Source organism: Chryseobacterium oncorhynchi (assembly GCF_002899895.1).
GTDB lineage: Bacteria > Bacteroidota > Bacteroidia > Flavobacteriales > Weeksellaceae > Chryseobacterium > Chryseobacterium oncorhynchi.
In genome coordinates, this window is the sequence record NZ_PPEI02000009.1 from 41,901 (window position 1) to 63,832 (window position 21,932).

A 21,932-nucleotide genomic window follows, 5' to 3' on the forward strand; every position below is an offset into this window, starting at 1 on the left:
CTCTTTTAAATCTAATTTAATTGTATTTACTTTGTATTTACTAACGAAATACTATTTTACTATGAAAAAGCTTTTTTTTAAATCGGTTGCATTTTCTTTGTTTTTTGTATCATGCAATTTCTTTTCACAAATAAAAATTTTAGAAAATAATGAATTGAAACAGGTAGGAAAGGTTGAGACTGTTGGGATGTTCCAAAAAGACAATGTTTATACTATTACATATCAAGACATAAATACTTCTAATTTAAATACATATAGATCAATAAATTTTAAAGATCTAAATAATGCAGTAAAAAATCTATACTCAATTATTCAGGAAGCTTTATCTAAGCCTCCTGAATCTGATATTATATTAGAGTTACCTAATGATATTTTAAGGTTACATTTCGAAAGAAATATGGGACAAAATACGGTCCAAATAATACATTTTATCAATAAAAATCGTAAATATGTCGGTAAATCACATTTCTTAAAAAAAGGTGATATTGATAAAATTTTTGGAAATAAACAATTATGAAAACTCCTGACAAAAAAAGTAGGGTATCTAGAACTTATAGGTACACAATAGAAACAATAATTCTTATTGAAAAGCTAGCAGATCTTGCCAAAAGAAGCAATACCAATTATGTTGAGACTATAATTCTTAATACAGCGGAATTGCAAGGTTTTTCAGTTTCTGAAGAAGATATAAAAGAATTTTTTGAGAAGCAAAATGTAAAATCTAAAAAATAATTATGTATTTATTTTGTAAATACAAAGTAAATACATAAATTTGAATTATAATTTTAAAATCAAATATTAACAAATAAAAAAATAACTAATGAAAAATTTACTTAACATTAAGAACGTTTTACTTTTATTATTAACGTTTTCTACATTGACATTATCATCATGTAGTAATGATGACAACAATCCTGCGGATTCAATTATTTATGTTTCTGAAACATCCAATTTTTATGGTGAAAAGCCATCCAAAGAAGAGATTAGAAATGCTTTAGTTGGAAAGTGGCTTGATGATCAGAATAATCTTGTAATGGATGTAAAATCTTGGAAGCTTAATCCAAAATATGGCACAGCAGCTTATGAAACAGAGTACGTCTTTAATATTGATTGTAAGGTACCATTGTATCAGTTAGGCGCTGATTATTGGTGGTCTGAAGTAGCTATTGATAAAAATAATGTGAGAATTGGTCCTGATTTCTATGTAATGGTTGAAGGTAATAAAGCAAAACTGTTTGTTCGAGGGAATGAAACTAGGGTAATTTTAATGCATAAATAAAAAGCTTGCATATATTTTTAAAGAGGAAATTAATTTCCTCTTTTTGTACTTTAATTAACCTAACCAAATAGGATTTATATGAAAAATACATTAAATAAAATTACAAGGATAAGATCTAAGGTTTTGATTTTTCCTTTTTTAGCAATAATCATTCTTAATAGCTGTGAGAACAAAAAGAGTGAAAATAAATCTACAGATAACTCTGGAAATAGCATTGAAAAAGTGAATGTAAGTAAAGAAACTATTGCTGGAAACTATTGTGAACAAAACTATAAAGACCACCTTCAGCGTATTGTTGAAAAAGATGGAAAGTTTTATTTATCTTTTTTTAATCCTCTTAAAAAAGAGTTTGGGAAAGAAGCAGAATTAATAAATATTCCGGCTGAAGAATATGAAAAGAATTTTGGTTTAAATGCTCCTAATATCTTAGCTGCTTATAGAGTAAAGAATGGTTTTTTCATCGTTACGAAAAAAGAAACAATATTTACTGCACCAATGGGAAAATCAATTCTGAAAGATGGATACGCACTTGTTACAGATATTTCAATGCCTTTAATAAAATTAGAAAATGAATAACAACGAATACTATAACCATATAAAAATTTGGTTTTTCGACTTTAGACCTGAACTAAAACCAGAAGATATTGCGGAGATTTCTCATAAAGCATATCAGGAACTTGAAAACCAGGTTAAGGATTTGGAATTGCCAGCTAGAAATATATTTACGAATCAATTTCTTAAACTAAACTATTTAAATAGTGCTTATAACCTTGTTAAGGATGTTTTTAAAGAAAAGTTTCCTGAAGAGTTTGAAGACTATCAAAAAACGCCGATCTTTTTTGAAATTAATGAAGAAGTATTAGTTAACTGTGTACACTCGGGAATTTTTACATCTTATGATCAAATTTTAAATGAAATTAAATTCAACGACGAAAATTTAAGATCTAACATATCACAAATAATTGCTAAGTCAATTAGTTAATTTGGGATAATTGTAATAATGCATATGCTTGCTTTTCTTAATAAATTTATAAGTGACCTAAAATAATAATCTCAAATAGCGATGGAAAAAATACTGTTTAGATGGCACAGATCTACATTAGAGGAATCGATGTCTACTGTTGTTGAAATTAGCTCATTTTCCGAACTAAAAGAATTAATAAATGAAGAATATCCACTAGTATTTACAAGGGATATTAAAATTGATTATTATGGTTTTGATACTAGAACTGGTTGGGAAAATTACATTGTATTAGTAAATGATTCTCCTGTTGGATGGTTAAATAATCAACTAATACCAAATAATGAATTTAATGATGTTAAAACTTTAAAACTAGAACTATTAAAAGTTATAACAAGTATTGGTAGTGAAACAGTAGAGGATCGCTTAGGATTAGTTGATGAGATTATAACAATCTTTTCTTATGTTAATAAAAATTGTCAATGTGAATTAGACATTAATGAGTATGTCGATATATCAAAACTAATTTAATAATCTCAAAAAACAATACAATGGAAAATAATCTATTCATACAGGAAATATTTACATTAGTTGATAGAAAAACAAAAAATTTAAACTACCAACAAGTACAACATCAACATCACTTTACCAAGATTAACATAGATTATGGTGAACTAATGGAAATTCCTTCAGAAAATCTGGTTTTGAACTCATTAAAAGAAATTAGCTTATTGCATCATACTTGGTTAAAGATTAAAGAAGTGGGAGATAGTAGATATATGCATGTTTCGGTAATAGATTTAGCGATATGTACAAGTACAAATTTAAGTTTTGAAATTTCATACTACTATTTGGCAATACTAAAAAATGTTGCCTTTAATTTTGAAAAGTTTAAAAACAGCTTATTAAATTAATCTCACAAAACGATGCGATATGAATAATAAAAAAACAAAAACCTTTTATATCATTTTTACAAGTTTCTTAATTCTATTTGCAGCTTCAATTTTTATAATTGATACTTATGTACAGAAGATTCCCCAAGGTATTTTAACTTCCATTTTTGTACTAATAATGTTAAGTATATTTTTAGCAACATTCTATTTATTCAGCAAAAGTCCTTCTTAAATAGCGGTGTATAAATCTCAAAAAATGATAAAAATTATGTTTGACATAGATCCAAAAGAATTAGCTTTTAAATTTACTCTTGCCTGCGTAGTATCTATTTTGATTTTTGGTTTAGCAAGCTATGCGTTTAAATCAAAAATCCAAAAACATTATTATGAAGTAAAGTTTACTAATGGTGAAGTTATAAAAGACAGTTTGAGAGAAAATTGGAGAAGTCTTTCAAATGATAGTATCTCTTATCAGAAATCATCTATGATTTATTACAAAGTAATTAAGAAATAATCTCAAAAAATGATAAATAATATCATGAATACAACTGACTTAATTATAAAGCACTTAAATGCTTTAATATCTAAATATCAATTAGAAATAGACCTTCTTACTGAAATGAAGAAGAAACCCACTAATGAACTACATCAGGCAGAAATTGATATTAATATTACATACTTAGAAGAAGAAATTAAAGAATGCTATTTGACTTTGAAACGAATAACAATAGAAGTTTCAGAAGAAAAGAATACTTCTCATTCTGCTAGTGAAACTCTTGATTTAAACAACTTATCATATAGCTATAAAGAATTTAATATTTTCTTTGAAGGATTAGATGGTTTTCTAAAATCAATGCGACCTAAAGGATACTTTGGTATGTCACCACAAAATCAGTCTGATCTTGAAGAGCAGTATATTATGATTGAAAAATTAAGAGAAATAAAGGATTTTGTTGATTGTAACTATCAAAAGAATAAAGAACTAGTCTCCTCATAAATATCTCCAGCTGGCCACGCTGATCATTCTCCCGGATCCGGAACCCGGAGCGCTGCACAATATTGCTAAAGAAAAAAATTAAGAGTTTCAGGACTCTCCCTGAGCTTCTCTTATCCTGGTTAAACTCCGATATCCTTTTTATCTGTAGGCGCAGATCTTTCCACTCCCGGAGGATCCTTCCGGAACAATGCCGGTGATCTCATAAATATCCCCAGCTGGCCACGCTGATCATTCTCCCGGATCCGGAACCCGGAGCGCTGCACAATATTGCTAAAGAAAAAAATTAAGAGTTTCAGGACTCTCCCTGAGCTTCTCTTTTATCCTGGTTAAACTCCAATATCCATTTTATCTGCAGGCGCAGATCTTTCCACCCCCGGAGGATCCTTCCGGAACAATGCCGGCGATCTCATAAATATCCCCAACTGGCCACGCTGATCATTCTCCCGGATCCGGAACCCGGAGCGCTGCACAATATTGCTAAAGAAAAAAATTAAGAGTTTCAGGACTCTCCCTGAGCTTCTCTTTTATCCTGGTTAAACTCCAATATCCATTTTATCTGCAGGCGCAGATCTTTCCACCCCCGGAGGATCCTTCCGGAACAATGCCGGCGATCTCATAAATATCCCCAACTGGCCTCGCTGATCATTCTCCCGGATCCGGAACCCGGAGCGCTGCACAATATTGCTAAAGAAAAAAATTAAGAGTTTCAGGACTCTCCCTATGCTTCTCTTTATCCTGGTTAAACTCCGATATCCTTTTTATCTGCAGGCGCAGATCTTTCCACTCCCGGAGGATCCTTCCGGAACAATGCCGGCGATCTCATAAATATCCCCAGCTGGCCCCACTGATCACTCTCCCGGATCCGGAACCCGGATGGCTGCACAATATTGCTAAAGAAAAAAATTAAGAGCTTCAGGACTCTCTCTGTGCTTCTCTTTATCCTGGTTAAACTCCGATATTCATTATATATTCTCAATACGGTGAATGATATTATTCTATAAAATATTTAATATAAGTAAGTTAACATAATAAATTAATCACTATTAGTTAGAGATAATTTAAATATTATTTTTATTTTTAGTCTCTAAAACAAATTCAATTATGAAAAAATTAAATGGAATGAAGAATTTCTCTTCATTAGAAAACAAGAAGTTAAATGATTTAACAAAAATTACTGGTGGGTTAATGGCAGAAACAAGTAAGCAATGGACACATGAAACGGGTAGTGGCTCTGATACAGGTGTATATGTAGACAATAAGCTAGTTGCTGTTATTACAGAACCTGCCTAGTCATAACATTTAAACTATAAGAAGCTAAAGAGAGAATTTCTCTTTAGCTTTTTTAGTTTTAATATATTCAAGAGTATCAATAAAACTCATTTTTCAAATGAATAATTATACTAAAAAATATTTTCAAATAAGTGTTTTTTTTCTAGTAATCAGTATTTTCATTTTATCTTCCTGTCGAAGTAATAAGGTGGATTACATCGCTTATTACAATAGCGTAAATTCTATTGATAGTATCTACCGGATGAAGAATGATACTCTTACCGCTATCAAAAAATTTAAAAAATTATTCCGAAATTTTGAGCCAAGAAATGATGAACGAATGGAAGAGTATGAAAACTATATTAAGTTTTCAGATAAATACAACAAAAATTTTGGGGGTAAAAAAAGCCTTTATAAACTTATACCCTTAGTGGCTCCATATTGGAAATTCAAACGAGAAGACACCGATTTTTTTAAGCTGTATAAAAAGTATGGGATTGATAGTATTACAGTAGAGCAGAAAGTAGCAGAATGGAAAAAATCGTTAAACAAACAACTTATTGATTCTTTTAGAATAGCGTTTATTAGGGATCAGGTGAAAGATTCAATAACAGGGCAACAATCATTTAATAATTTTAGAAAAAATGCTGCCTTGCTAAAGTGGACACTTACAAATTATGGTTATCCTTCAATGCAAAAAATTGGACTAGAAACGGATGATGGTGTTTTCATGCCAATGTTGGTTTATTTAAATCATATGGCTCAAATTGAAGATTATGAGTATTTCAAAACAAAGCTAGTAGATTATGTAAGATCCGGTGATCTACCACCTAGAGATTATGTAGAAATGGTAGAAAGATATGTCCAGATTAATCATTTAAAGCCCGTTTATGGGGTGAAAAGTACCGATGAAGAAATCATGAAGGATTCAGCGAATATTAATCGTAATAGAAGACTTATCGGGTTACAAAGCTTCAAAGTAAGAAGAAAAATAACAAAAGAATTTTTAAAGAATAATTCAGGTAAAAAATGATATTAATAATTTCTGATAATAATGATATTTCAACTACAGAAGTTATCAAATGGCTTCTTGTGATGGAGAAAAAATTTATCCGAGTGCATGAGAATGAAATGTTTGAAATTAAAATTCGGGGAAAGAAGATTTTTTTAGAGAGTGCCAGTAACCATTTCTTTTTGGACGAAATACATAGTGTGTGGTATAGAAGGGGAGCGCTGAATTTTAAACGCCTGCGATATAAAAATGAAGCTATAAATATCAATATGAATGAAGCACAGCACTGGCTGGAAGATTACGTAAAGAAAAAACTTGAAACTATAAGACATATCAATAAAGAGAGTAATAGCTTAGTAAATAAACTATTAGTATTAGAACAAGCAGAAAAAGTGGGTTTAGATGTTCCTTCCTATTATCTGGCTGAAAATACTGATGATGTTATTTTAGGGGAAACGATAGTAAAAACTATTGCAGGAAACGCAATGCTTGAATCTTTTTATAAAAATTCTAATGGAATGATGTTTACCTCTGTAGTAGAAGAATTTGAAAATGAAGACTTCTTTCCGACTTTTTTTCAGGAAAAAATTGAAAAGGATTTTGAGATAAGGACATTTTATTTAAATGGTAAATGTTGGTCAATAGCTATCTTTTCACAGAATGATGAGCAGACTAAAGTCGATTTTAGAAATTATAATTATGAAAAGCGCAATAAAAATGTAAGATATAACCTACCAAAAGAGATTGAAGAAAAAATTCATCAGTTGATGAAACTTCTTGATCTTAACTGTGGTTCTCTGGATTTTATGAAAAGCGGGCAGAAATTTTATTTTTTGGAAGTAAATCCTATAGGACAATTTGGATATTTATCTAAAATATGTAATTATTCATTAGAAAAAGAAATAGCAGAATATCTATGAAAAACACATTTGGGGAAAAACATAAACTTCCTTTAACATTTAAAAATATAACGAAATTTGGAAGTAGAACAAATGTAAAACGTAACAGTAATACAGTATATTTTTTAGATTCTAAAAAATATAGATCTAATTTTTATTTCCGGGAAAAGCCATTTAAAGCTCTTACTAGATTATTATGAGGTACTTCAATTTATTCAGCAACACTCTAATTACAAGAGGTGCACAAAGAATACTAATTTCTGATCTGCAAAGGGAAACGTCCGAGGTATATCCTTTGGAGTTTTACGATATAATCGAAGAATTAAAAGTAAAGTCTATAGAAGAAATCTCAACACTTTTTGATGATGAATCTAAAGAAATTTTTCACCAATATCTGAACCTATTATTAGATAAAGAGTATGGCTTTATTACAGAAAATGACTGGGATAAATGCTTTCCTCCTATTTCATACGAGTATAACAATCCTTCATTTATCACTGATTTATTTATTGAACTCAATGATATTTCTATTTTGGAAAACTTGAAACAATCAGTAGAAAATTTAGGGATAAAATTTTTAGTGATACACAGTAAAAATTACTTCACAATTGATGATATTATCCGAATTGAACAAACGTTTACAGATTCTGTTTTATCAGGAATTGAAATTTTTTCTCCTTATCATAATAATATTGACAGAAATTTTATCCAAGAACTTAATTTAAAAACTATTAGGCTGTATCATCTTACCTTTTACAATTGTAATAAAATTCCGTTCAGGGTGAAAGATGAGTTCCGGTTTATTTTAAACTTTATAAAAGACAACATAGATATATCTTCCTGTGGAAAAATTGATATAAAATACTTTAACACCAATATCACAAAAGTTCTGGAAGCTTTCAATCATAACTCTTGTTTACATAAAAAAATTGGAATTGATATAAATGGTAATATAAAAAACTGCCCTGCTATGCCACATAATTTTGGAAACATAAAAAATACAACACTAGAAGAAGCCTTGAATGTAAAAGATTTTAAGCAGTATTGGAATATTACTAAAGACGAAATAGAAGTTTGTAAAGACTGTGAATTCAGATATATATGTACAGATTGTAGAGCTTATACTGAAAATAATAAAAAATCGAAAGAAGGGCTTGATGTATCAAAACCTTTAAAATGTGGTTATGATCCTTATACCGGAAAATGGAAAGAATGGAGTAAGAGCCCGCTGAAGAATAAAACGAACTATACTAATTAATGTCAAATTCGATTATAAATTTGTCCCATCCATATTTTATATTTGAAAAATAAATGAAATGAAGTGATTGCTCGTTATAATACTTTCTAAATATTAAGCAGGATATAATCCTGCTTTTTTTATTACCTTAATTCTTAAAAAACGGTGGATTATTGAGATCTTTTAAAGTGGTCGAATTTCATCACTTTATTTTAAAATTACATTCTCAAAATCTCGTATCATTAAACAAAGTTTATTAAATTAGCAGAAGATGAGTTTAATGTAACAAAATATGAAAATTGGATATGCAAGAGTTTCAACCAAAGACCAAAATTTGAATCTTCAAATTGAAGCACTTGAAAAGACTGGATGCGAAAAAATTTACAAAGAGAAGATTTCTGGTTCTACAAAGAATCGCCCAGAACTGGATAAAATGATAGAGCATTTGAGACCAGGTGATGAGCTTTATGTATGGCGACTAGACCGATTAGGAAGAAGTTTGAAACATATCATTGATTTAGTTTTAAATTTAAACACTCAAGGAGTGATCATAAAAGGCATTAATGATGGAGTAGATACTTCTACCCTCAATGGCAGGTTGTTTTTAAATTTAATGGCTTCTTTGGCTGAATACGAAAGAGAATTAATAAGAGAGAGAACCAATGCTGGATTAGAATCTGCCAGAGCCAGAGGAAGAACTGGAGGAAGACCAAAAGGATTTACAAAGGAAAAGATTGCAAAATTATTTATTATGCGATCTGTTTACAAAGACATAACTAAAACTCCGGAGGAAATTTATAAACCACTTGGTTTAACAAGAGCTACATTTTACAGATATGCTAAAATACTTGATAATCACTCAAACGAAGAAATTAAAAAAATGTCAATAGGAAAATAATGGAAAGCGAACTATATAAATTTTTTGAAAATATATCTCCTGCAGAACTTGCAAAGCTTCGTCAAAAACGACAAGATACTTCAACAAGAGATAAGGCTACACTTTTAAAAAAAGTTTCAGAAATCGAGGAAATACTTTCAAAATTAAATGTTGAAATTTTTTTGAACAAAAGTAAATAAATATTTGTTAATATAGTCAAAAATGACTATTTTTGAATAAAGATTCTTATTTATGAAAACAATCAATAATTATTGTGTTTGGAGCCTCAAGCCCTCTATAGATTATCCGGAAGCTTCTACTTTTAGATATAATCAATCTGAAGAAGAAGGACTTAAATTGGCCAATGAAATGACTAAAAATAGTTGGTCTGAATCTTCACAATTACATTTAAAAAATGTAATGCCTGAAGTATATGCAGCATTGAAAGCTAAAGGGCATAAAGGAACTATATACTACTGTACATCTCAGGAATATGGAGTATATGGGGAATCATTGGGACCAAAAAAAGATGATGTGATTAAGGCCTTTAACTCAAAAATAAATTAATCACAAAAAACGATTTATTAAAATAGGGTTTTCCGTAATGCAATAAAATATCATAGATGTAACTTTAAAGATTAAAAACAAAAATAAATATGATGAATACAGAATTATCAAAAGAACTAATTGGAATTAAAGCAATTAATCTTATGTTTTTCAACTATACTCAAGATATACTTGAGGAAATGAAAACTATTCGAGAATTCAATCACTGCTGGGAGAATTATGTTAATTTAAAAGAACAAACTTATATGCAGATATGGGAACTTTACTTAACAAAAATATCTTACAAAGGGCAAACTCTTTTGCTTGAAATTGCATTAAAGTATTACGGAGAAGAAGCTACAAGAAGTTTTGAAAATGCTATTGCGACTGAGAAAATGTTAGAAGCGCATATTGCGAAACACAGCTCAAAATAATCTCAAAAAACGTAATTATAAACATTAAATGACAAGTATTCTCTACACTTCAAAAAATGAAAATAACTATACTTTTTTATATAGTTTTCAACAAGAATATTTAGAAGCCCACGATGGTAATGTATTAATTTTTGAAATTTGGGAGGTAGGGAAAGAAGAACTTGACAAGTTTAGTTTTATGCTCCGAGAAATGGAAAATGGAACTGATTTGAAAGTCGTTGATTTGTTTTCAGATTCAAAAAAATATTATTTAGGAAAAGGAATTTCAAGAGCGATGATTTTACATTGTAAAAATTTATTTAAGAAACGTATTATCTCTGAACGAGGAAAGAAAAACTACGAAGAAGCTCGGACAAAAGTTTGGGAACTGATGAAATCTAACGGAGAAGTTGCTTATTCTGAATCTAAAGATTTTTACTTTACAATATGATAAAATAGAACTATTAAAATTATCTCAAAAAACGATAGAATTGGAAGGACAACAGTAGGATTAATACAATTTGTTACAAAGCTGAATGAAAAAGGAATCCATTTTAAATCAATATCAGAAAATATTGACACCAGTTCTGCAAGTGGTAAACTTATCTTCCAGATTTTTTGTGTTCTTGCTGAACATGAGAGGAACGTTTTAATTGAACGAACTCAAGCAGGATTAAAGTCAGCCAGGGCAAGGGGAAAAAATGGAGGTAGGCCAAAAGGGTTAAGCGAAAAATCCAAAAAAATTGCACCTTTGGTAAAAGCTTCTTACAATAGTAAAGAACTTCCAGTAGAAGAGATTATGAGGGCTTTCAAAATTGGAAGCAAAACAACATTTTATAAAATAATTAAAAGTTAATCAGAAAGCGGAACGATCAACTTAAAAAAATAATTAAACAAAATATTTCTTATGGAAAATAACGAAAAAAATAAAAAAGAAGTTAAAATCGACGAACTTTGTGCTGATTGCAAAGAACTTATAGGAAAAGGTAGATATACTCCTCCACATAAAAATTTAGTACAGACTAATTTTAAAGAGGTCAAATCTCAATTTGGGAATGTTGATGAATATTATTATAAATGCAATGCCTGTCCTAAAACATGGTTGCATGAGACAGGGAGCTACGGGGAAGGATGGATTTAAAAATTATATTATGAATAAAGAATTAATACTTGAAAAATTAAACAAATTTCGTCAACTTTTAGAAGTCGATAAGGAACTGGCTAAACAAATCAAATTGAAGTCTGATGATGAATTAGCTCAGAACGGAACAAATCAAACCGATTTAGATAATAAAATTCAGTCGCACACTAAAGAAATCAAAGAACTGGAAGAATTAATATTATCAATTGAATTATTATAATTATGGAAGAGAATATACAAGAAAATTATAAAGATTTTTTTCTAAGTGTTTTACCAAATTATGTGGAATTAATTGGTACTGAAGAAGATGTTTTCGATGAATACAGGAAGCTATTTCAATCACTTCAAGAATTTAGTAAAGAAACAGAATTAATTATTTTAAAGCCTGTTATAATAAACCTTATTAACTATTTAAAATTAGGAAATGATATTTCTATGAGAATGGAAGTCGGAAATACTTTCTTAAGTCTTTTAAGAAACGAAGAAAATTCAGTTCATTTTTTACATAAATGGAATGATTATATTTCTAAAGTAGAACTAAAAAGCGGTTCTTATACTGTAGAAAATAAAGGAAATAAAATTTCTAAAGAAGTACCATTGTATGAAAAAGGATTAAAATATTTTTTATACATACACATGTATCAAGATGAATTTGCCGACCCGATTGAAATTTTTTCCGAAAGAGAACTTTTGGTAGGCGATCATTTAGACTTTTCCGATCATCAAATGTGCGATGAATTGGAAGAATTGTTCAAGACACCAATGTTTAAAGTAATTAAAAGACAATATTTGGTTCAGTATGGAGAAATGCACCTTCAATTAGAACCATACATTGCTTAAGATATAAAAAATGGGGCGTTTTAAATCGAACGTTTTACAAAACGATAAGAAGGAAGAAAAAATTGTAGAGAAATATTAACCAAAAGTTCTAATCATCCTTTTGATAGAGAATATAAAATTTAATTTAAAATAATTATGAAACAGCCTGATTATACAAATTTTCAACCAATTGATAAATTAAAAATTGTTTTGGGAAGCGTAATGAACATACAATGTAAAGATGAAATTTTAACTTGTTATATAAATCCTAATAAATTAGACTTAGATGAAATTGATCAATTATCTTTCTATCAACAAGAGCATTATGAAGTTAAGTTAGATAGAGTAATTAATCGAGAAAAGTTTATAGAATCAAAGTTTAAGGATGGAATTGAAGAAATTACAGTAAAATTAAAAGATATTGGAGATATGACTATTGCTAGATAAAAAAGAAAGTTAAGCTTGGAATCTTTCAAAATACCAAGCATGCAAAAATATAGCTATAAGATTAAATAAAATACCTCAGTATAATCTTAAATAATAAATCAAACAGATAACAAAATTTAATACAACAAAAATTATGATTGAAGTAAACTTTTTAGATGCCAGAGGAACCAAAATCCTTTCACTTAATACCAAAGAAGATATAGAAAATTTTTTTGAAAATACAGTTAACTGTTCATCTGCTCAGGCATTGGTCTTGGACTTAATGTCTAAACATTATAAATATACCTTAAATGGATCTGAATTCTATTGCCACCAAACTAATATCAATATAACTGGAAAGACTACAATAAATTATAGTCTAGTATAGGTAATTATGATAATTAAAGTTTAAATAATTATTAGACCTAAATAGAGCCAATTTAATCTCACAAAACGATACAAATGGAACTTATAAAACAAAATTCTGAAACGTTACAAATTGAATTCTCATTAGAAGAATTTTTTAGAATTAAGAGTTGGTTAAATGGGAAACCAGCTGGAGATATAGATATCCAAACTCGTGATGCTCTTGAAAATTTTATCCAAATTTCTGCTTGGATTAATCCTGATATTAATATAGAATATGATAGCAGATTTTCTAATAACATTCAAGAAAAACCTATTACAAAGATCTGTAATTCCAGTACTAGGTGTTCAAACTTTACTCAAAACTTAAGTGGCATTTGTGATGAATGTACAAAGGAACGCAGATCAAAATTTGAATTTGACAATGTTAGAGATTTGAAACTCAATCTTTATAAGAATATTTCTGGTATAGGTAACAAAACTGAAAGCGATCGCCTTGGATTAGTAGATGAAATCATTACTACATTTTCTTATGTGAATGAAAATTGTCAAAGAGAATTAGATGTTAATGAATATGTTGATATATCTAACCTAATTTAATTCTTAATTCTCAAAAAACGATGTTTACCAAGAATAATATTATTGCAATTTTCATATGGTTGGCCTTATTTATTATTTGGTCTGCTTCTGTATTATTTATTAAAAATAACTACGGCATATCAGAAACTATACAGTTTGGATTTAAAAGTATTATTGTTCTCTTTTTTATTTGTATTAGTATTTTAGTAGTAGTGGTGATTGCAGTAATTGTTGAGATTAATGCATGCAAAAGAAAATTCTTTTTAATCGCGAAAGATTATTCAGATTTTTTGGATAAATATTTTCCAAACATAAGTTTTCAAGAATTTTATGATTTAGCTATTGTTAGAGAAGAATTATATCATAAAAAAGAAAATTTGAATAGTGAAATTTTAATGAGTAAGTTAAAAAAAATATCTTCAGATATTCATTATTCTTCAAATTATGATGATAGAAAGAAAGCAGATGAACTATACAAATTTTTCACAAATCCTAAACCAATTACAACATTTGGAAAGTTGATACTTGAAAAAGGAACAAATTATTTTAATATATTATTTTTTACAAATAAATAATCTCAAAAAACGATAAGATGAAACTTGATATCGACAGGTACTTGAATAGAGATATTATTTCTGATTTTTCCAAGCATATTGAAATGTTTGATCTTCACAAGATAGAAAACGAAATAATTTTTTTCTGGCAGCCGAAAAAGGGTACAATCCAAGATTTCGAAGATTCCGGATCTTCATTTGAAAATTATCTTGAAAATCTTTTTGATTCTTACAAGATTGATTTTGGGCATTGTTATTTAGATCCTTATTTAGATTTTAAAGAAGGGATTGAATATCATTACCATTTAAATCCGGAAGAAATTCAGAGGGTAAACAATATGGAAACAGGGGAAGGAATGTTTTTATTCCAGGGCGATGCTTATGTTTGTCGATATGATGTTTTTGATGTAATACTATCAGATAAAAAAGAAAACGATTAATCTCACAAAACGATAAGATGGAAGAAAAAAAATTATACTCAGCTGATGAAGTCCAAACTATCTTGAAAAAGTCTATTGAAGCTACCTCTAAAGGTATCTTTGAATTTATAAATAATGAGAGTGTAATTGTAGATAAACTACATAAAATAGAAATTCCCGGAGCTATTTTAGAAACTAATTATACTTCTCAAAAGAAAGCTTCTGAATATATAGATCAAGAACTGGCAAAAGTTGGAATTATCTATAATAAACAATCTTAAAATCCCAAACAACGATGGAAATTATTTATAAATTAAGCCCATTGATAGAGCTTCCAGAATATATTGAAGAAGAAGCCATTAAATATTGGTTTACAAATCAAAAAATTGGACAATTGATTAAAGTGTTGTTTGAAGAAAGGGAATTTAATTTAGGAGAAATGTTTGATTTCACAAACTTAAATTCTAAAGATGTTAATGATTCTTATGGGGCACATCCTTTTTTAAGAGATATTTCTAGTGATTTTGAAAATATTTTATCGATTACACGAAAAACGTATTCAGCTCAAACCTACAAGACTGGTGGAAATATTCCAATAGTAACTTATGAATTAGATTTTCCTAATTATTAATCTCACGAAACGATGAAAAAATTAACAAAAGAAGAAGAGTTATTTTGGAGTAAGTTTCCGATCATTCCAGGACATCCTAAATTTAAACCTCGCTTATTTAGGCAACTATTTTGTAATCATCGTTTTGATAACTTTCAACATGAAAATGGGTGGGCTTCATTTTTAATGTGTACTAAGTGTGGAAAACGTCCAAAACTTTAAATATCAATCTCAAAAAACGATTTTTTCTATGAAAACAAAAGACTTAATAGATATTAAGGAGACACTTGTAGAACTCTGGGATTTTTTTACTTCAAATTCGGACGGAGACGAGACTGGATTATTAGAAGAAATTCAAGATAAGTACTCAAATTCTTTAAAAGTAGTAAGAAAAGAATTAGATTCTAAGTATCTTAAAAGTGAAGTTTCCAAGCTTGTAAGAAAAGCAAGGAAAGAAGAAATCAAATAACTTATTCTCAAAAAATGATAAAAAATTATGGCAGAAATCCAAAGAAATAGTACTGGTCTTTCAGGAGAATATTTTGTCGCAGCTGAACTTCTTAGGAGAGGATTTAGCGTAGGAATTACTATGGGAAATGCTAAGTCAATCGATATTCTTGCAGAAAAGGATGGCAAACAATTTATTATTCAAGTTAAAGCCATTTATAAAAGAAAGAATGTAGGATGGCCAATGATGAAGGATAAAATTAATCTGAATCACTATTATATATTTGTAAATCTTAATGGGGATCAAATGTCAGCTCCTAATTTTTATATTGCTACGGGTAAAGAAACCTATGATAAGTGCAAACAATATTCAACGAGGGGCATTGTGGATCTTTCAACACTAAATAACGATGAATTCCTTGGCAATTGGGAAAAGCTTAACAAGGATTCTTTTTGAAATCTCAAAAAACGATCACAAAATATGGAAAGCTACAAATTACCATTATACTTAGGAATTCTGCTTGGACTTTTAGTTTGGTTGATTCCTATTTTTAGATTATCTACAAAATTCATTACATATATGGCCATTGTTATGGGAGGATTCTGTGTATCAGGATTTTTAAAATTCAATGCAACATTTAGTGAAGTGAAAGAAGTTCTTCCATATTTTGGATTGCTGCTTTTGCTTTCTTTGATTACTATTATTAATGATTTGTGGGTCAATTTTAAATTTTAAAAAAAGATGGCTAGTATCAAGCTTCCTTTAAATGAAGTACAGCAGTTAGCAATACCAGGTATTGTAAAAAAAAATAATTTAATATATAATTTTATCATGGAATATTCTGTAGGTGTTGAATTAGAATTAATTGAAATATTAAAAAAGTATTGTTTCAATTTTAATTTTAATATTTTGGAAAGGGATGAAATTCTTTTTCTCCCAATACAATTTTCAGTAAAGCAAAATTTTGACTTTTACCCATGTATATTTGGTTTTTATGCACAATTATTTGATGAAGAATTAGTGAAAGACTTATTCAGCTATCAAGCTTCTCATTTAGAAGCGATAGATAAAAAAAACTTTATTATTCACTTTGCATTTCGTAACAAGCAAAGGCTGATTTAAGTCTCTAAAGAGCCGATTTATAAAATGGGAAGAAACGCAATTAAAACTATTTTAAATCTCAAAAAACGTATGATGGAAAATATAACGCAACTAGAAGTAATGCACTTTACTGCTTTATTTTATCACAATTGGACTCAAAATGATTTTGAGATAGCTTTTGAAAATTCAAGCCTTGGATGGGATTATCACTGGATTAAGTTACAAGGTAAAATTCAAGATAATGCAAACCCGACACAAGCAATTGTTTCTGTAGTGCTCAATATGGACGAAGAACATCAAAAAATGCTTTTAGACTTTATTTTAAATGTGAAATATGTAAAAGAAATTACGGAGCATAAAGAGTGGCGGATTGAACTATCAAAACTTATGGAAAACAGAAAATAATCTCAAAATACGATATGATGAAAACATTAAAAAATTATTTTAGGAATAAATTAATATTTGCAAAACCATTATCTGGAAAACAAATATCTGTGATACCTGGAGAACAACAGAAAGATGCAGGAGAAAAATTGAGAATGATAGATGAAGAACATTATAAAGAACTATTAATTAGATCTGAATATGCTTCTTTCTTCAAAGAATATGTTAATGATGATTGGGACAGAAATAATCTATTTATAGACATTATTGAAACAGAACAAAATATTTTTTTTTCACGTTCAAAGCACAAATTGGTATATCCTTTAAAATCTAAAATTTCTGAACTTCCATTAACTGATAAAGAAATAGATCATTTGAAGAATCTTTTTAAAACCGATTATGACATCATAAAGGAAATCTCATTGGGAAAGTATTTAATGAATATTTCATGGCTTAAGAGCTATTCAGAACACCAAGAAACAAAAAGTCCGGAGGTGTTTTATAAATGGGTTTTTAAAATTAATAATTAGTCTCAAAAAATGAAAAGAACTATGGGAAAAGACGAAAAGAAACCTAGTAAAAAAAACTTGCTTGAAAAAGATTTATTAATTGCTCCAGTAGGAACGGGAAAGCCTTTCCCCATTACAGATGAATTAATTAAAAAAATGTCTCTTTCAGAAAAGGAAAACCTGGTTAAATTCTTCAATCTTATCAGGAAGAAAGGAGGGGAAATTAGCAACCAAAATAATTAATCTCAAAAAATGATATGAACAATGGATAACGAAAAGAAACCTATTAAAAAAAACTTGCTTGAAAAAGATTTATTAATTTCTCCGGCAGGTACAGGAAAGCCTTTTTCTTTAACAAGATTCCATATTACAGAAAATGGGTTATTAATGGATGGAACGGAGAGAGTCTCGATTCCTGAATGCTATGTTATGGCATCATCTTATATGGAAGCAGTAAACATTTTAAATGATTTCTTGAATACTAAATTTCTTACAGAAAATATTCAACTGGTTACACGAATAGAAAGAATAGCATTTGAAAATGCAAATTGATTAATCTCAAAAAACGCTAAATATGATAACAATATTAACATTGAGTAATACAGAAAGGTTTGTTCTTTTTGGAGTTGTGAGCTTAGCTTTAACAATGTATGTTCTGATGACATGGCTGCCAAAGTGGAATAAGATAAATAATTACAATAAAGTTTTAAGGATTATTCTTTTTAGCAGTATAATAACATATAGTTTTTATGTTTTTAAAATCTTTCAGGAATGGTCTAATACTGCAAAACCATATATTGGGGTTGGCAAAATGATGCACATACAGTTAGAAGAAATTTTTATAAAAGAGCTGGAAACTAATAATGTTTTTATAGCATCAATTATTTTGACAATCATTGCTGCAGTTTTATCTTATTTTGTCAAAGATGCTGGTAAAAAGGAATTTCAAAAGGAGATATTAAAAATGAAATAATCTCAAAAAACGATAAAAAAATAAAAATGGATTACGATTTAATTTTCAAAATAGTTCTATATTTTTCTTTAATTGCTACATTGGCAATGGGTGCATTAGCAATTTTCAAGAAAAGATTTTCAAGAAAATTTTTAATAAATTTTTTTGTATTCGGTCTTTATGTGGCAGCCGTTAAAGTTTTTGCTGGATTAATGATTACATATTTTCAAATTGATAATTCAGGCTACTATTTAATTATAAGCCTTATGCTTTTGGCTGTAACATTCGCTTTTATAAAGTATTCTTTGTATTTAATAAAAGAAGAAAAAGAACACCTACTTTAAGATAATAAAGTCTCAAAAAACGATAATATGAAAAACTGTAAAATAATTTTTAGTAAGCATTCTGGATTCTGCTATCAAGAAGCATTGGCAGAACTGACTGTAAACGATGAAAGCACACTTAATACAATACTAAATTTGGGTTTTGAAAGGGAAGATTTACAATCTTTATTTGTAGAAGAAAATATTGAATATTTAACTTCAGATCCGGTGTATTTTAGAGAAGACGAACCCAACTCTCCTGAGTATAAGAATAAAGAGCAGGCTACTGTTTTGGTAAAAAAGATCTGTTCCGAAAAAGGTTTTAAAATTGAAGATGATTATAATTGTTTTGACTTTAGTTTTCCTCGAATAATGTTTAATTAATCTCACAAAACGATGTACCAAAACACAAACATATCTATTGAAAATTTGACAAAAGAACTCAATTTTCAGAAAAAAAATCATTATGATAGGAATTTTCATAAAAGAGTTAGGGAGGTTACCTCAAAGAGATTTTCATTATCTAAATTAATACAGCCTTACCAATTTGCTGCGTCTATTAAATTTAAATCGAGATTGGATAGAGATTTCGCTTATTTATTAGAGTATGATTTTAATGTAAAATGTTACTTGGAGCAACCACTTATAATTGTGTATGAGGATATTCAAGGTAATCGAAATTTATACTGTCCCAGTTTTATTGTAGAATATTATGATGGAACAGCTCCAAAACTAATTGAAGTTGTAAAAGAAAGTATGTTAAGCAATATGTCTCTAGAGCAAGAGAATAAATATAATGCAGTCAAAGAATTTTGCAAAAAGAATGGACTAGAATTTTGTTTGATAACTGATGTGCAAATTCGTATTGAAAAAAGGATAGAATTAAGTAACTATAAATTTCTGTTTCAATATAGAGATTTCTATAGTAATGTGAATAAAGAAGAAAAAGGCTTTCCAGAGTTTAATACCGACGTTGCATTGGTAAATCATAAAATGAAAAGGGGATCTAAAATTACTATTAAAGAGCTGCTTATTTCAATTACAATTGATAAAAAAAGACATAAAGAACTGCTTTTTCAAATATGGTTTATGGTGGCGAATCATTTTTTTACTGCTAACCTTAAAGAAAAATTAACTGTAAAATCACTTATTACTAAATAAATCTCAAAAAATGATAGATTCTATGAAAATAGCATACAAATTGAAATTTATAATATTTTTTTCACTACTGTCAACATCTTTTTTTTCACAGAAGTTTAGTTTTGTTTATGAAGCTAAATATAGAACAAGTAAAGAAAAATCTGAAGATATTAATACTGAAAATATGATTTTGGATTTTGAGAATAATACTTCTATTTTTAGAGACTCCATGTCCAGAGATGCTGATTCCCTGAAGCTCATTAATAAAAATGGAGGCTATATAATGGGGATTGAAAATCAATTTTATATTAAAAAAGATATCACTAATAAAAAAATAGGAAAAATTATTACTTATTTAAGAGCAAATTATCTTCTCCCGGTTGATGAACAATTGAATTGGAATATCTTACCGGAACAAAAAACAATTGGAAAATATAAATCTCAAAAAGCAGAAGTTAGTTATGGTGGTAGAAACTGGGTTGCTTGGTTTACGACAGAATTACCTTTTAATGATGGTCCCTATATTTTCTATGGATTACCTGGTTTAATCATTTCCATTGAAGATACAGAACATGATTACTCATTCAATTTAATACAGGTAAAAAAAGGAAGCAATTGGTTTGATGTAAGGACAAAAACCATTACAATCAACTGGACACAATATGATCAGCTAGGAAAATCATATTATAATGACCCTTGGAATTCCAAAACCGGCAAAAAAGTTACATTTACAGATCCCCAGGGAAATGAAAAAGATATGCATGAAATGATCAGAGAAGCGCAAAAATCTATTCTTGAAGAAAATAATCCTTTAGAGTTGAATCACAAAATCAATTATAAATAAAAACTTCTGCCGGAATGGGTATCGCCATTTTGAATTAGAGAGTTTTTGAAATTTTAGGTTTTAGAAAATGATAGATCTCAAAAAAATATCTCCCACTGGCCACGTTAATCATTCTCCCGGTTCCGGAACCCGGAGCGCTGCACAATATTGCTAAAGAAAAAAAATAGATTAAAAAAGGACTTCGATTAAAACGGGTATTAATCTATACATGGCTTAAATTTCTTGAGCATTAAAAATTATTAAATGCGTCAGTTTTTGACGTTGCTAAGAATTATTTTTGGTTATATAGAATATATATATTAACTTTGCTAAACAAATGACAACAAAAGTATTACATATCAATAAGCCAAGTAAAGACGTTCTTAATGTTTTTATGAGACTTCGTCTTGAAAAAGAGGAAAAAATAAGATCTGTAAAAGAATCTAATAATTATAAGACTTTTAAAAAGATATAATAATTGGAATTTGAGTCTGAAATTCCTTTTGAAACAAAAGAAGGGAATAAATATGTATTACGTTTCTCTTCTTTTAATGAGGATGCAGTACCGATTCAAAGTCCAATTGTTGAATTAAATCTTATACCTTTACAATTAAGTTCTCAATTTAATTCTTTCCACACGTTTAATTATATAGTAAAAGAAATCACTAATTATTTGAAGGATAAACCTGATGTAATTGTTTACTATTATTGTGATAACAAAGAACTTTTTTGGAGAACAAATAGACCAGCTATACCATATCAAGAATTTAGGAGTAATCTGTTTACAGCTATGTTCATGAGATCTAATCCAGATGATTTATTATTACGATCCTTTATAATTAAAGATGTAGAAAATGGAGATCATTATGTTTCATTACTTCATAGACAACATCATTTAGATCAAATACAAGTATTAGAAGATCTGATTAAGGATTTTCATAAGAGTGATTCTTAA

43 protein-coding genes are annotated in these 21,932 nt (G+C 28.7%); all 43 read left to right on the plus strand.

What is annotated here, in order from left to right:
• The first annotated feature begins 61 nt into the window (after window positions 1-61).
• The 43 genes from C1638_RS20670 to C1638_RS20890 all read left to right on the plus strand — a co-directional run bounded on the left by C1638_RS20670 (window position 62) and on the right by C1638_RS20890 (window position 21,932).
• Window positions 62-517 carry a hypothetical protein gene (locus tag C1638_RS20670; RefSeq protein WP_109623830.1) on the plus strand — a complete coding sequence of 152 codons (456 nt, stop codon included), beginning with the start codon at window positions 62-64 and terminating at the stop codon, window positions 515-517.
• Window positions 514-732, plus strand: coding sequence for a hypothetical protein (locus C1638_RS20675; protein WP_109623831.1), 219 nt, complete (start codon window positions 514-516; stop codon window positions 730-732). Before C1638_RS20670 ends, C1638_RS20675 begins: the two co-directional genes overlap by 4 nt.
• Window positions 733-820: 88 nt before the next feature.
• The gene (locus C1638_RS20680; protein WP_109623832.1) at window positions 821-1,279 is read left to right on the plus strand and encodes a hypothetical protein; all 459 of its coding nucleotides are present in this window, start codon (window positions 821-823) and stop codon (window positions 1,277-1,279) included.
• A gap of 78 nt (window positions 1,280-1,357) precedes the next feature.
• Window positions 1,358-1,855, plus strand: a complete 498-nt coding sequence (locus tag C1638_RS20685; RefSeq protein ID WP_109623833.1) for a hypothetical protein — start codon at window positions 1,358-1,360, stop codon at window positions 1,853-1,855.
• Window positions 1,848-2,261, plus strand: coding sequence for a hypothetical protein (locus C1638_RS20690; protein ID WP_109623834.1), 414 nt, complete (start codon window positions 1,848-1,850; stop codon window positions 2,259-2,261). The genes C1638_RS20685 and C1638_RS20690 overlap by 8 nt, the downstream gene beginning before the upstream one ends.
• Window positions 2,262-2,342: 81 nt before the next feature.
• On the plus strand, window positions 2,343-2,771 hold the full coding sequence (locus C1638_RS20695) for a hypothetical protein (RefSeq protein WP_109623835.1): 429 nt from the start codon (window positions 2,343-2,345) through the stop codon (window positions 2,769-2,771).
• 20 nt (window positions 2,772-2,791) lie between these two features.
• Window positions 2,792-3,154, plus strand: coding sequence for a hypothetical protein (locus C1638_RS20700; RefSeq protein WP_109623836.1), 363 nt, complete (start codon window positions 2,792-2,794; stop codon window positions 3,152-3,154).
• A 235-nt stretch (window positions 3,155-3,389) separates the two neighbouring features.
• Window positions 3,390-3,647, plus strand: a complete 258-nt coding sequence (locus C1638_RS20710; protein WP_109623838.1) for a hypothetical protein — start codon at window positions 3,390-3,392, stop codon at window positions 3,645-3,647.
• Between the two features lie 24 nt (window positions 3,648-3,671).
• A complete protein-coding gene (locus C1638_RS20715) occupies window positions 3,672-4,130 on the plus strand; it encodes a hypothetical protein (RefSeq protein ID WP_123838410.1) in 459 nt (152 codons plus the stop codon).
• A 1,101-nt stretch (window positions 4,131-5,231) separates the two neighbouring features.
• On the plus strand, window positions 5,232-5,420 hold the full coding sequence (locus tag C1638_RS20720) for a grasp-with-spasm system A modified peptide (RefSeq protein ID WP_109623840.1): 189 nt from the start codon (window positions 5,232-5,234) through the stop codon (window positions 5,418-5,420).
• 241 nt (window positions 5,421-5,661) lie between these two features.
• Window positions 5,662-6,432, plus strand: coding sequence for a hypothetical protein (locus tag C1638_RS20725; protein ID WP_185140450.1), 771 nt, complete (start codon window positions 5,662-5,664; stop codon window positions 6,430-6,432).
• Window positions 6,429-7,331 carry a grasp-with-spasm system ATP-grasp peptide maturase gene (gene gwsG, locus C1638_RS20730; protein ID WP_109623841.1) on the plus strand — a complete coding sequence of 301 codons (903 nt, stop codon included), beginning with the start codon at window positions 6,429-6,431 and terminating at the stop codon, window positions 7,329-7,331. Before C1638_RS20725 ends, gwsG begins: the two co-directional genes overlap by 4 nt.
• Before the next feature lie 175 nt (window positions 7,332-7,506).
• Window positions 7,507-8,568, plus strand: a complete 1,062-nt coding sequence (gwsS, locus tag C1638_RS20740) for a grasp-with-spasm system SPASM domain peptide maturase (protein ID WP_109623843.1) — start codon at window positions 7,507-7,509, stop codon at window positions 8,566-8,568.
• A 271-nt stretch (window positions 8,569-8,839) separates the two neighbouring features.
• Entirely contained in the window at window positions 8,840-9,445 is a 606-nt protein-coding gene (locus C1638_RS20745; protein WP_109623844.1) for a recombinase family protein, read from the plus strand.
• Window positions 9,445-9,624, plus strand: a complete 180-nt coding sequence (locus C1638_RS20750; protein ID WP_109623845.1) for a hypothetical protein — start codon at window positions 9,445-9,447, stop codon at window positions 9,622-9,624. Before C1638_RS20745 ends, C1638_RS20750 begins: the two co-directional genes overlap by 1 nt.
• A 52-nt stretch (window positions 9,625-9,676) precedes the next feature.
• Window positions 9,677-9,991, plus strand: coding sequence for a hypothetical protein (locus C1638_RS20755; RefSeq protein WP_109623846.1), 315 nt, complete (start codon window positions 9,677-9,679; stop codon window positions 9,989-9,991).
• A 92-nt stretch (window positions 9,992-10,083) separates the two neighbouring features.
• The gene (locus C1638_RS20760) at window positions 10,084-10,404 is read left to right on the plus strand and encodes a hypothetical protein (protein WP_123838411.1); all 321 of its coding nucleotides are present in this window, start codon (window positions 10,084-10,086) and stop codon (window positions 10,402-10,404) included.
• A gap of 28 nt (window positions 10,405-10,432) precedes the next feature.
• Entirely contained in the window at window positions 10,433-10,834 is a 402-nt protein-coding gene (locus C1638_RS20765) for a hypothetical protein (protein WP_109623848.1), read from the plus strand.
• A 21-nt stretch (window positions 10,835-10,855) separates the two neighbouring features.
• The gene (locus C1638_RS22780) at window positions 10,856-11,239 is read left to right on the plus strand and encodes a recombinase family protein (RefSeq protein WP_369073490.1); all 384 of its coding nucleotides are present in this window, start codon (window positions 10,856-10,858) and stop codon (window positions 11,237-11,239) included.
• 51 nt (window positions 11,240-11,290) lie between these two features.
• Window positions 11,291-11,524 (plus strand): hypothetical protein, encoded by a 234-nt coding sequence (locus C1638_RS22195; RefSeq protein WP_123838412.1) that lies wholly within the window; start codon window positions 11,291-11,293, stop codon window positions 11,522-11,524.
• A 10-nt stretch (window positions 11,525-11,534) separates the two neighbouring features.
• Window positions 11,535-11,744: a hypothetical protein gene (locus C1638_RS20775; protein WP_123838413.1), complete on the plus strand. Its 210-nt coding sequence runs from the start codon at window positions 11,535-11,537 to the stop codon at window positions 11,742-11,744.
• A gap of 2 nt (window positions 11,745-11,746) precedes the next feature.
• A complete protein-coding gene (locus C1638_RS20780) occupies window positions 11,747-12,364 on the plus strand; it encodes a hypothetical protein (RefSeq protein WP_109623849.1) in 618 nt (205 codons plus the stop codon).
• 135 nt (window positions 12,365-12,499) lie between these two features.
• Window positions 12,500-12,790, plus strand: a complete 291-nt coding sequence (locus C1638_RS20785; protein WP_109623850.1) for a hypothetical protein — start codon at window positions 12,500-12,502, stop codon at window positions 12,788-12,790.
• A 441-nt stretch (window positions 12,791-13,231) separates the two neighbouring features.
• The gene (locus tag C1638_RS20795; protein ID WP_109623852.1) at window positions 13,232-13,735 is read left to right on the plus strand and encodes a hypothetical protein; all 504 of its coding nucleotides are present in this window, start codon (window positions 13,232-13,234) and stop codon (window positions 13,733-13,735) included.
• 20 nt (window positions 13,736-13,755) lie between these two features.
• Window positions 13,756-14,289, plus strand: a complete 534-nt coding sequence (locus tag C1638_RS20800) for a hypothetical protein (RefSeq protein WP_109623853.1) — start codon at window positions 13,756-13,758, stop codon at window positions 14,287-14,289.
• 17 nt (window positions 14,290-14,306) lie between these two features.
• Window positions 14,307-14,708 carry a hypothetical protein gene (locus tag C1638_RS20805; RefSeq protein WP_109623854.1) on the plus strand — a complete coding sequence of 134 codons (402 nt, stop codon included), beginning with the start codon at window positions 14,307-14,309 and terminating at the stop codon, window positions 14,706-14,708.
• Window positions 14,709-14,725: 17 nt separating this feature from the next.
• Window positions 14,726-14,968 (plus strand): hypothetical protein, encoded by a 243-nt coding sequence (locus tag C1638_RS20810; RefSeq protein ID WP_109623855.1) that lies wholly within the window; start codon window positions 14,726-14,728, stop codon window positions 14,966-14,968.
• A gap of 14 nt (window positions 14,969-14,982) precedes the next feature.
• A complete protein-coding gene (locus C1638_RS20815) occupies window positions 14,983-15,318 on the plus strand; it encodes a hypothetical protein (RefSeq protein WP_109623856.1) in 336 nt (111 codons plus the stop codon).
• 229 nt (window positions 15,319-15,547) lie between these two features.
• On the plus strand, window positions 15,548-15,766 hold the full coding sequence (locus C1638_RS20825; RefSeq protein WP_109623858.1) for a hypothetical protein: 219 nt from the start codon (window positions 15,548-15,550) through the stop codon (window positions 15,764-15,766).
• 27 nt (window positions 15,767-15,793) lie between these two features.
• Complete coding sequence (locus C1638_RS20830) at window positions 15,794-16,201, plus strand: PDDEXK-like family protein (protein ID WP_109623859.1); 408 nt, start codon at window positions 15,794-15,796, stop codon at window positions 16,199-16,201.
• A 24-nt stretch (window positions 16,202-16,225) separates the two neighbouring features.
• Complete coding sequence (locus C1638_RS20835) at window positions 16,226-16,480, plus strand: hypothetical protein (RefSeq protein WP_109623860.1); 255 nt, start codon at window positions 16,226-16,228, stop codon at window positions 16,478-16,480.
• Between the two features lie 6 nt (window positions 16,481-16,486).
• Window positions 16,487-16,867 (plus strand): hypothetical protein, encoded by a 381-nt coding sequence (locus C1638_RS20840; RefSeq protein ID WP_109623861.1) that lies wholly within the window; start codon window positions 16,487-16,489, stop codon window positions 16,865-16,867.
• Between the two features lie 24 nt (window positions 16,868-16,891).
• Window positions 16,892-17,251 carry a hypothetical protein gene (locus C1638_RS20845; RefSeq protein ID WP_109623862.1) on the plus strand — a complete coding sequence of 120 codons (360 nt, stop codon included), beginning with the start codon at window positions 16,892-16,894 and terminating at the stop codon, window positions 17,249-17,251.
• Window positions 17,252-17,268: 17 nt separating this feature from the next.
• Window positions 17,269-17,760 carry a hypothetical protein gene (locus tag C1638_RS20850; protein ID WP_123838414.1) on the plus strand — a complete coding sequence of 164 codons (492 nt, stop codon included), beginning with the start codon at window positions 17,269-17,271 and terminating at the stop codon, window positions 17,758-17,760.
• 9 nt (window positions 17,761-17,769) lie between these two features.
• Window positions 17,770-17,982 (plus strand): hypothetical protein, encoded by a 213-nt coding sequence (locus tag C1638_RS20855; protein ID WP_109623864.1) that lies wholly within the window; start codon window positions 17,770-17,772, stop codon window positions 17,980-17,982.
• 21 nt (window positions 17,983-18,003) lie between these two features.
• A complete protein-coding gene (locus tag C1638_RS20860; RefSeq protein WP_109623865.1) occupies window positions 18,004-18,291 on the plus strand; it encodes a hypothetical protein in 288 nt (95 codons plus the stop codon).
• Window positions 18,292-18,313: 22 nt separating this feature from the next.
• Window positions 18,314-18,712: a hypothetical protein gene (locus C1638_RS20865; protein ID WP_109623866.1), complete on the plus strand. Its 399-nt coding sequence runs from the start codon at window positions 18,314-18,316 to the stop codon at window positions 18,710-18,712.
• Window positions 18,713-18,738: 26 nt separating this feature from the next.
• Window positions 18,739-19,035: a hypothetical protein gene (locus C1638_RS20870; RefSeq protein ID WP_123838415.1), complete on the plus strand. Its 297-nt coding sequence runs from the start codon at window positions 18,739-18,741 to the stop codon at window positions 19,033-19,035.
• Between the two features lie 27 nt (window positions 19,036-19,062).
• Complete coding sequence (locus C1638_RS20875) at window positions 19,063-19,398, plus strand: hypothetical protein (protein ID WP_109623868.1); 336 nt, start codon at window positions 19,063-19,065, stop codon at window positions 19,396-19,398.
• Window positions 19,399-19,443: 45 nt separating this feature from the next.
• Window positions 19,444-20,175 (plus strand): TnsA endonuclease N-terminal domain-containing protein, encoded by a 732-nt coding sequence (locus tag C1638_RS20880; protein ID WP_165826568.1) that lies wholly within the window; start codon window positions 19,444-19,446, stop codon window positions 20,173-20,175.
• Between the two features lie 22 nt (window positions 20,176-20,197).
• The gene (locus C1638_RS20885) at window positions 20,198-20,998 is read left to right on the plus strand and encodes a GLPGLI family protein (protein WP_165826569.1); all 801 of its coding nucleotides are present in this window, start codon (window positions 20,198-20,200) and stop codon (window positions 20,996-20,998) included.
• Window positions 20,999-21,314: 316 nt separating this feature from the next.
• Entirely contained in the window at window positions 21,315-21,452 is a 138-nt protein-coding gene (locus C1638_RS22470; protein ID WP_165826570.1) for a hypothetical protein, read from the plus strand.
• Between the two features lie 3 nt (window positions 21,453-21,455).
• Window positions 21,456-21,932: a hypothetical protein gene (locus tag C1638_RS20890; RefSeq protein ID WP_109623871.1), complete on the plus strand. Its 477-nt coding sequence runs from the start codon at window positions 21,456-21,458 to the stop codon at window positions 21,930-21,932.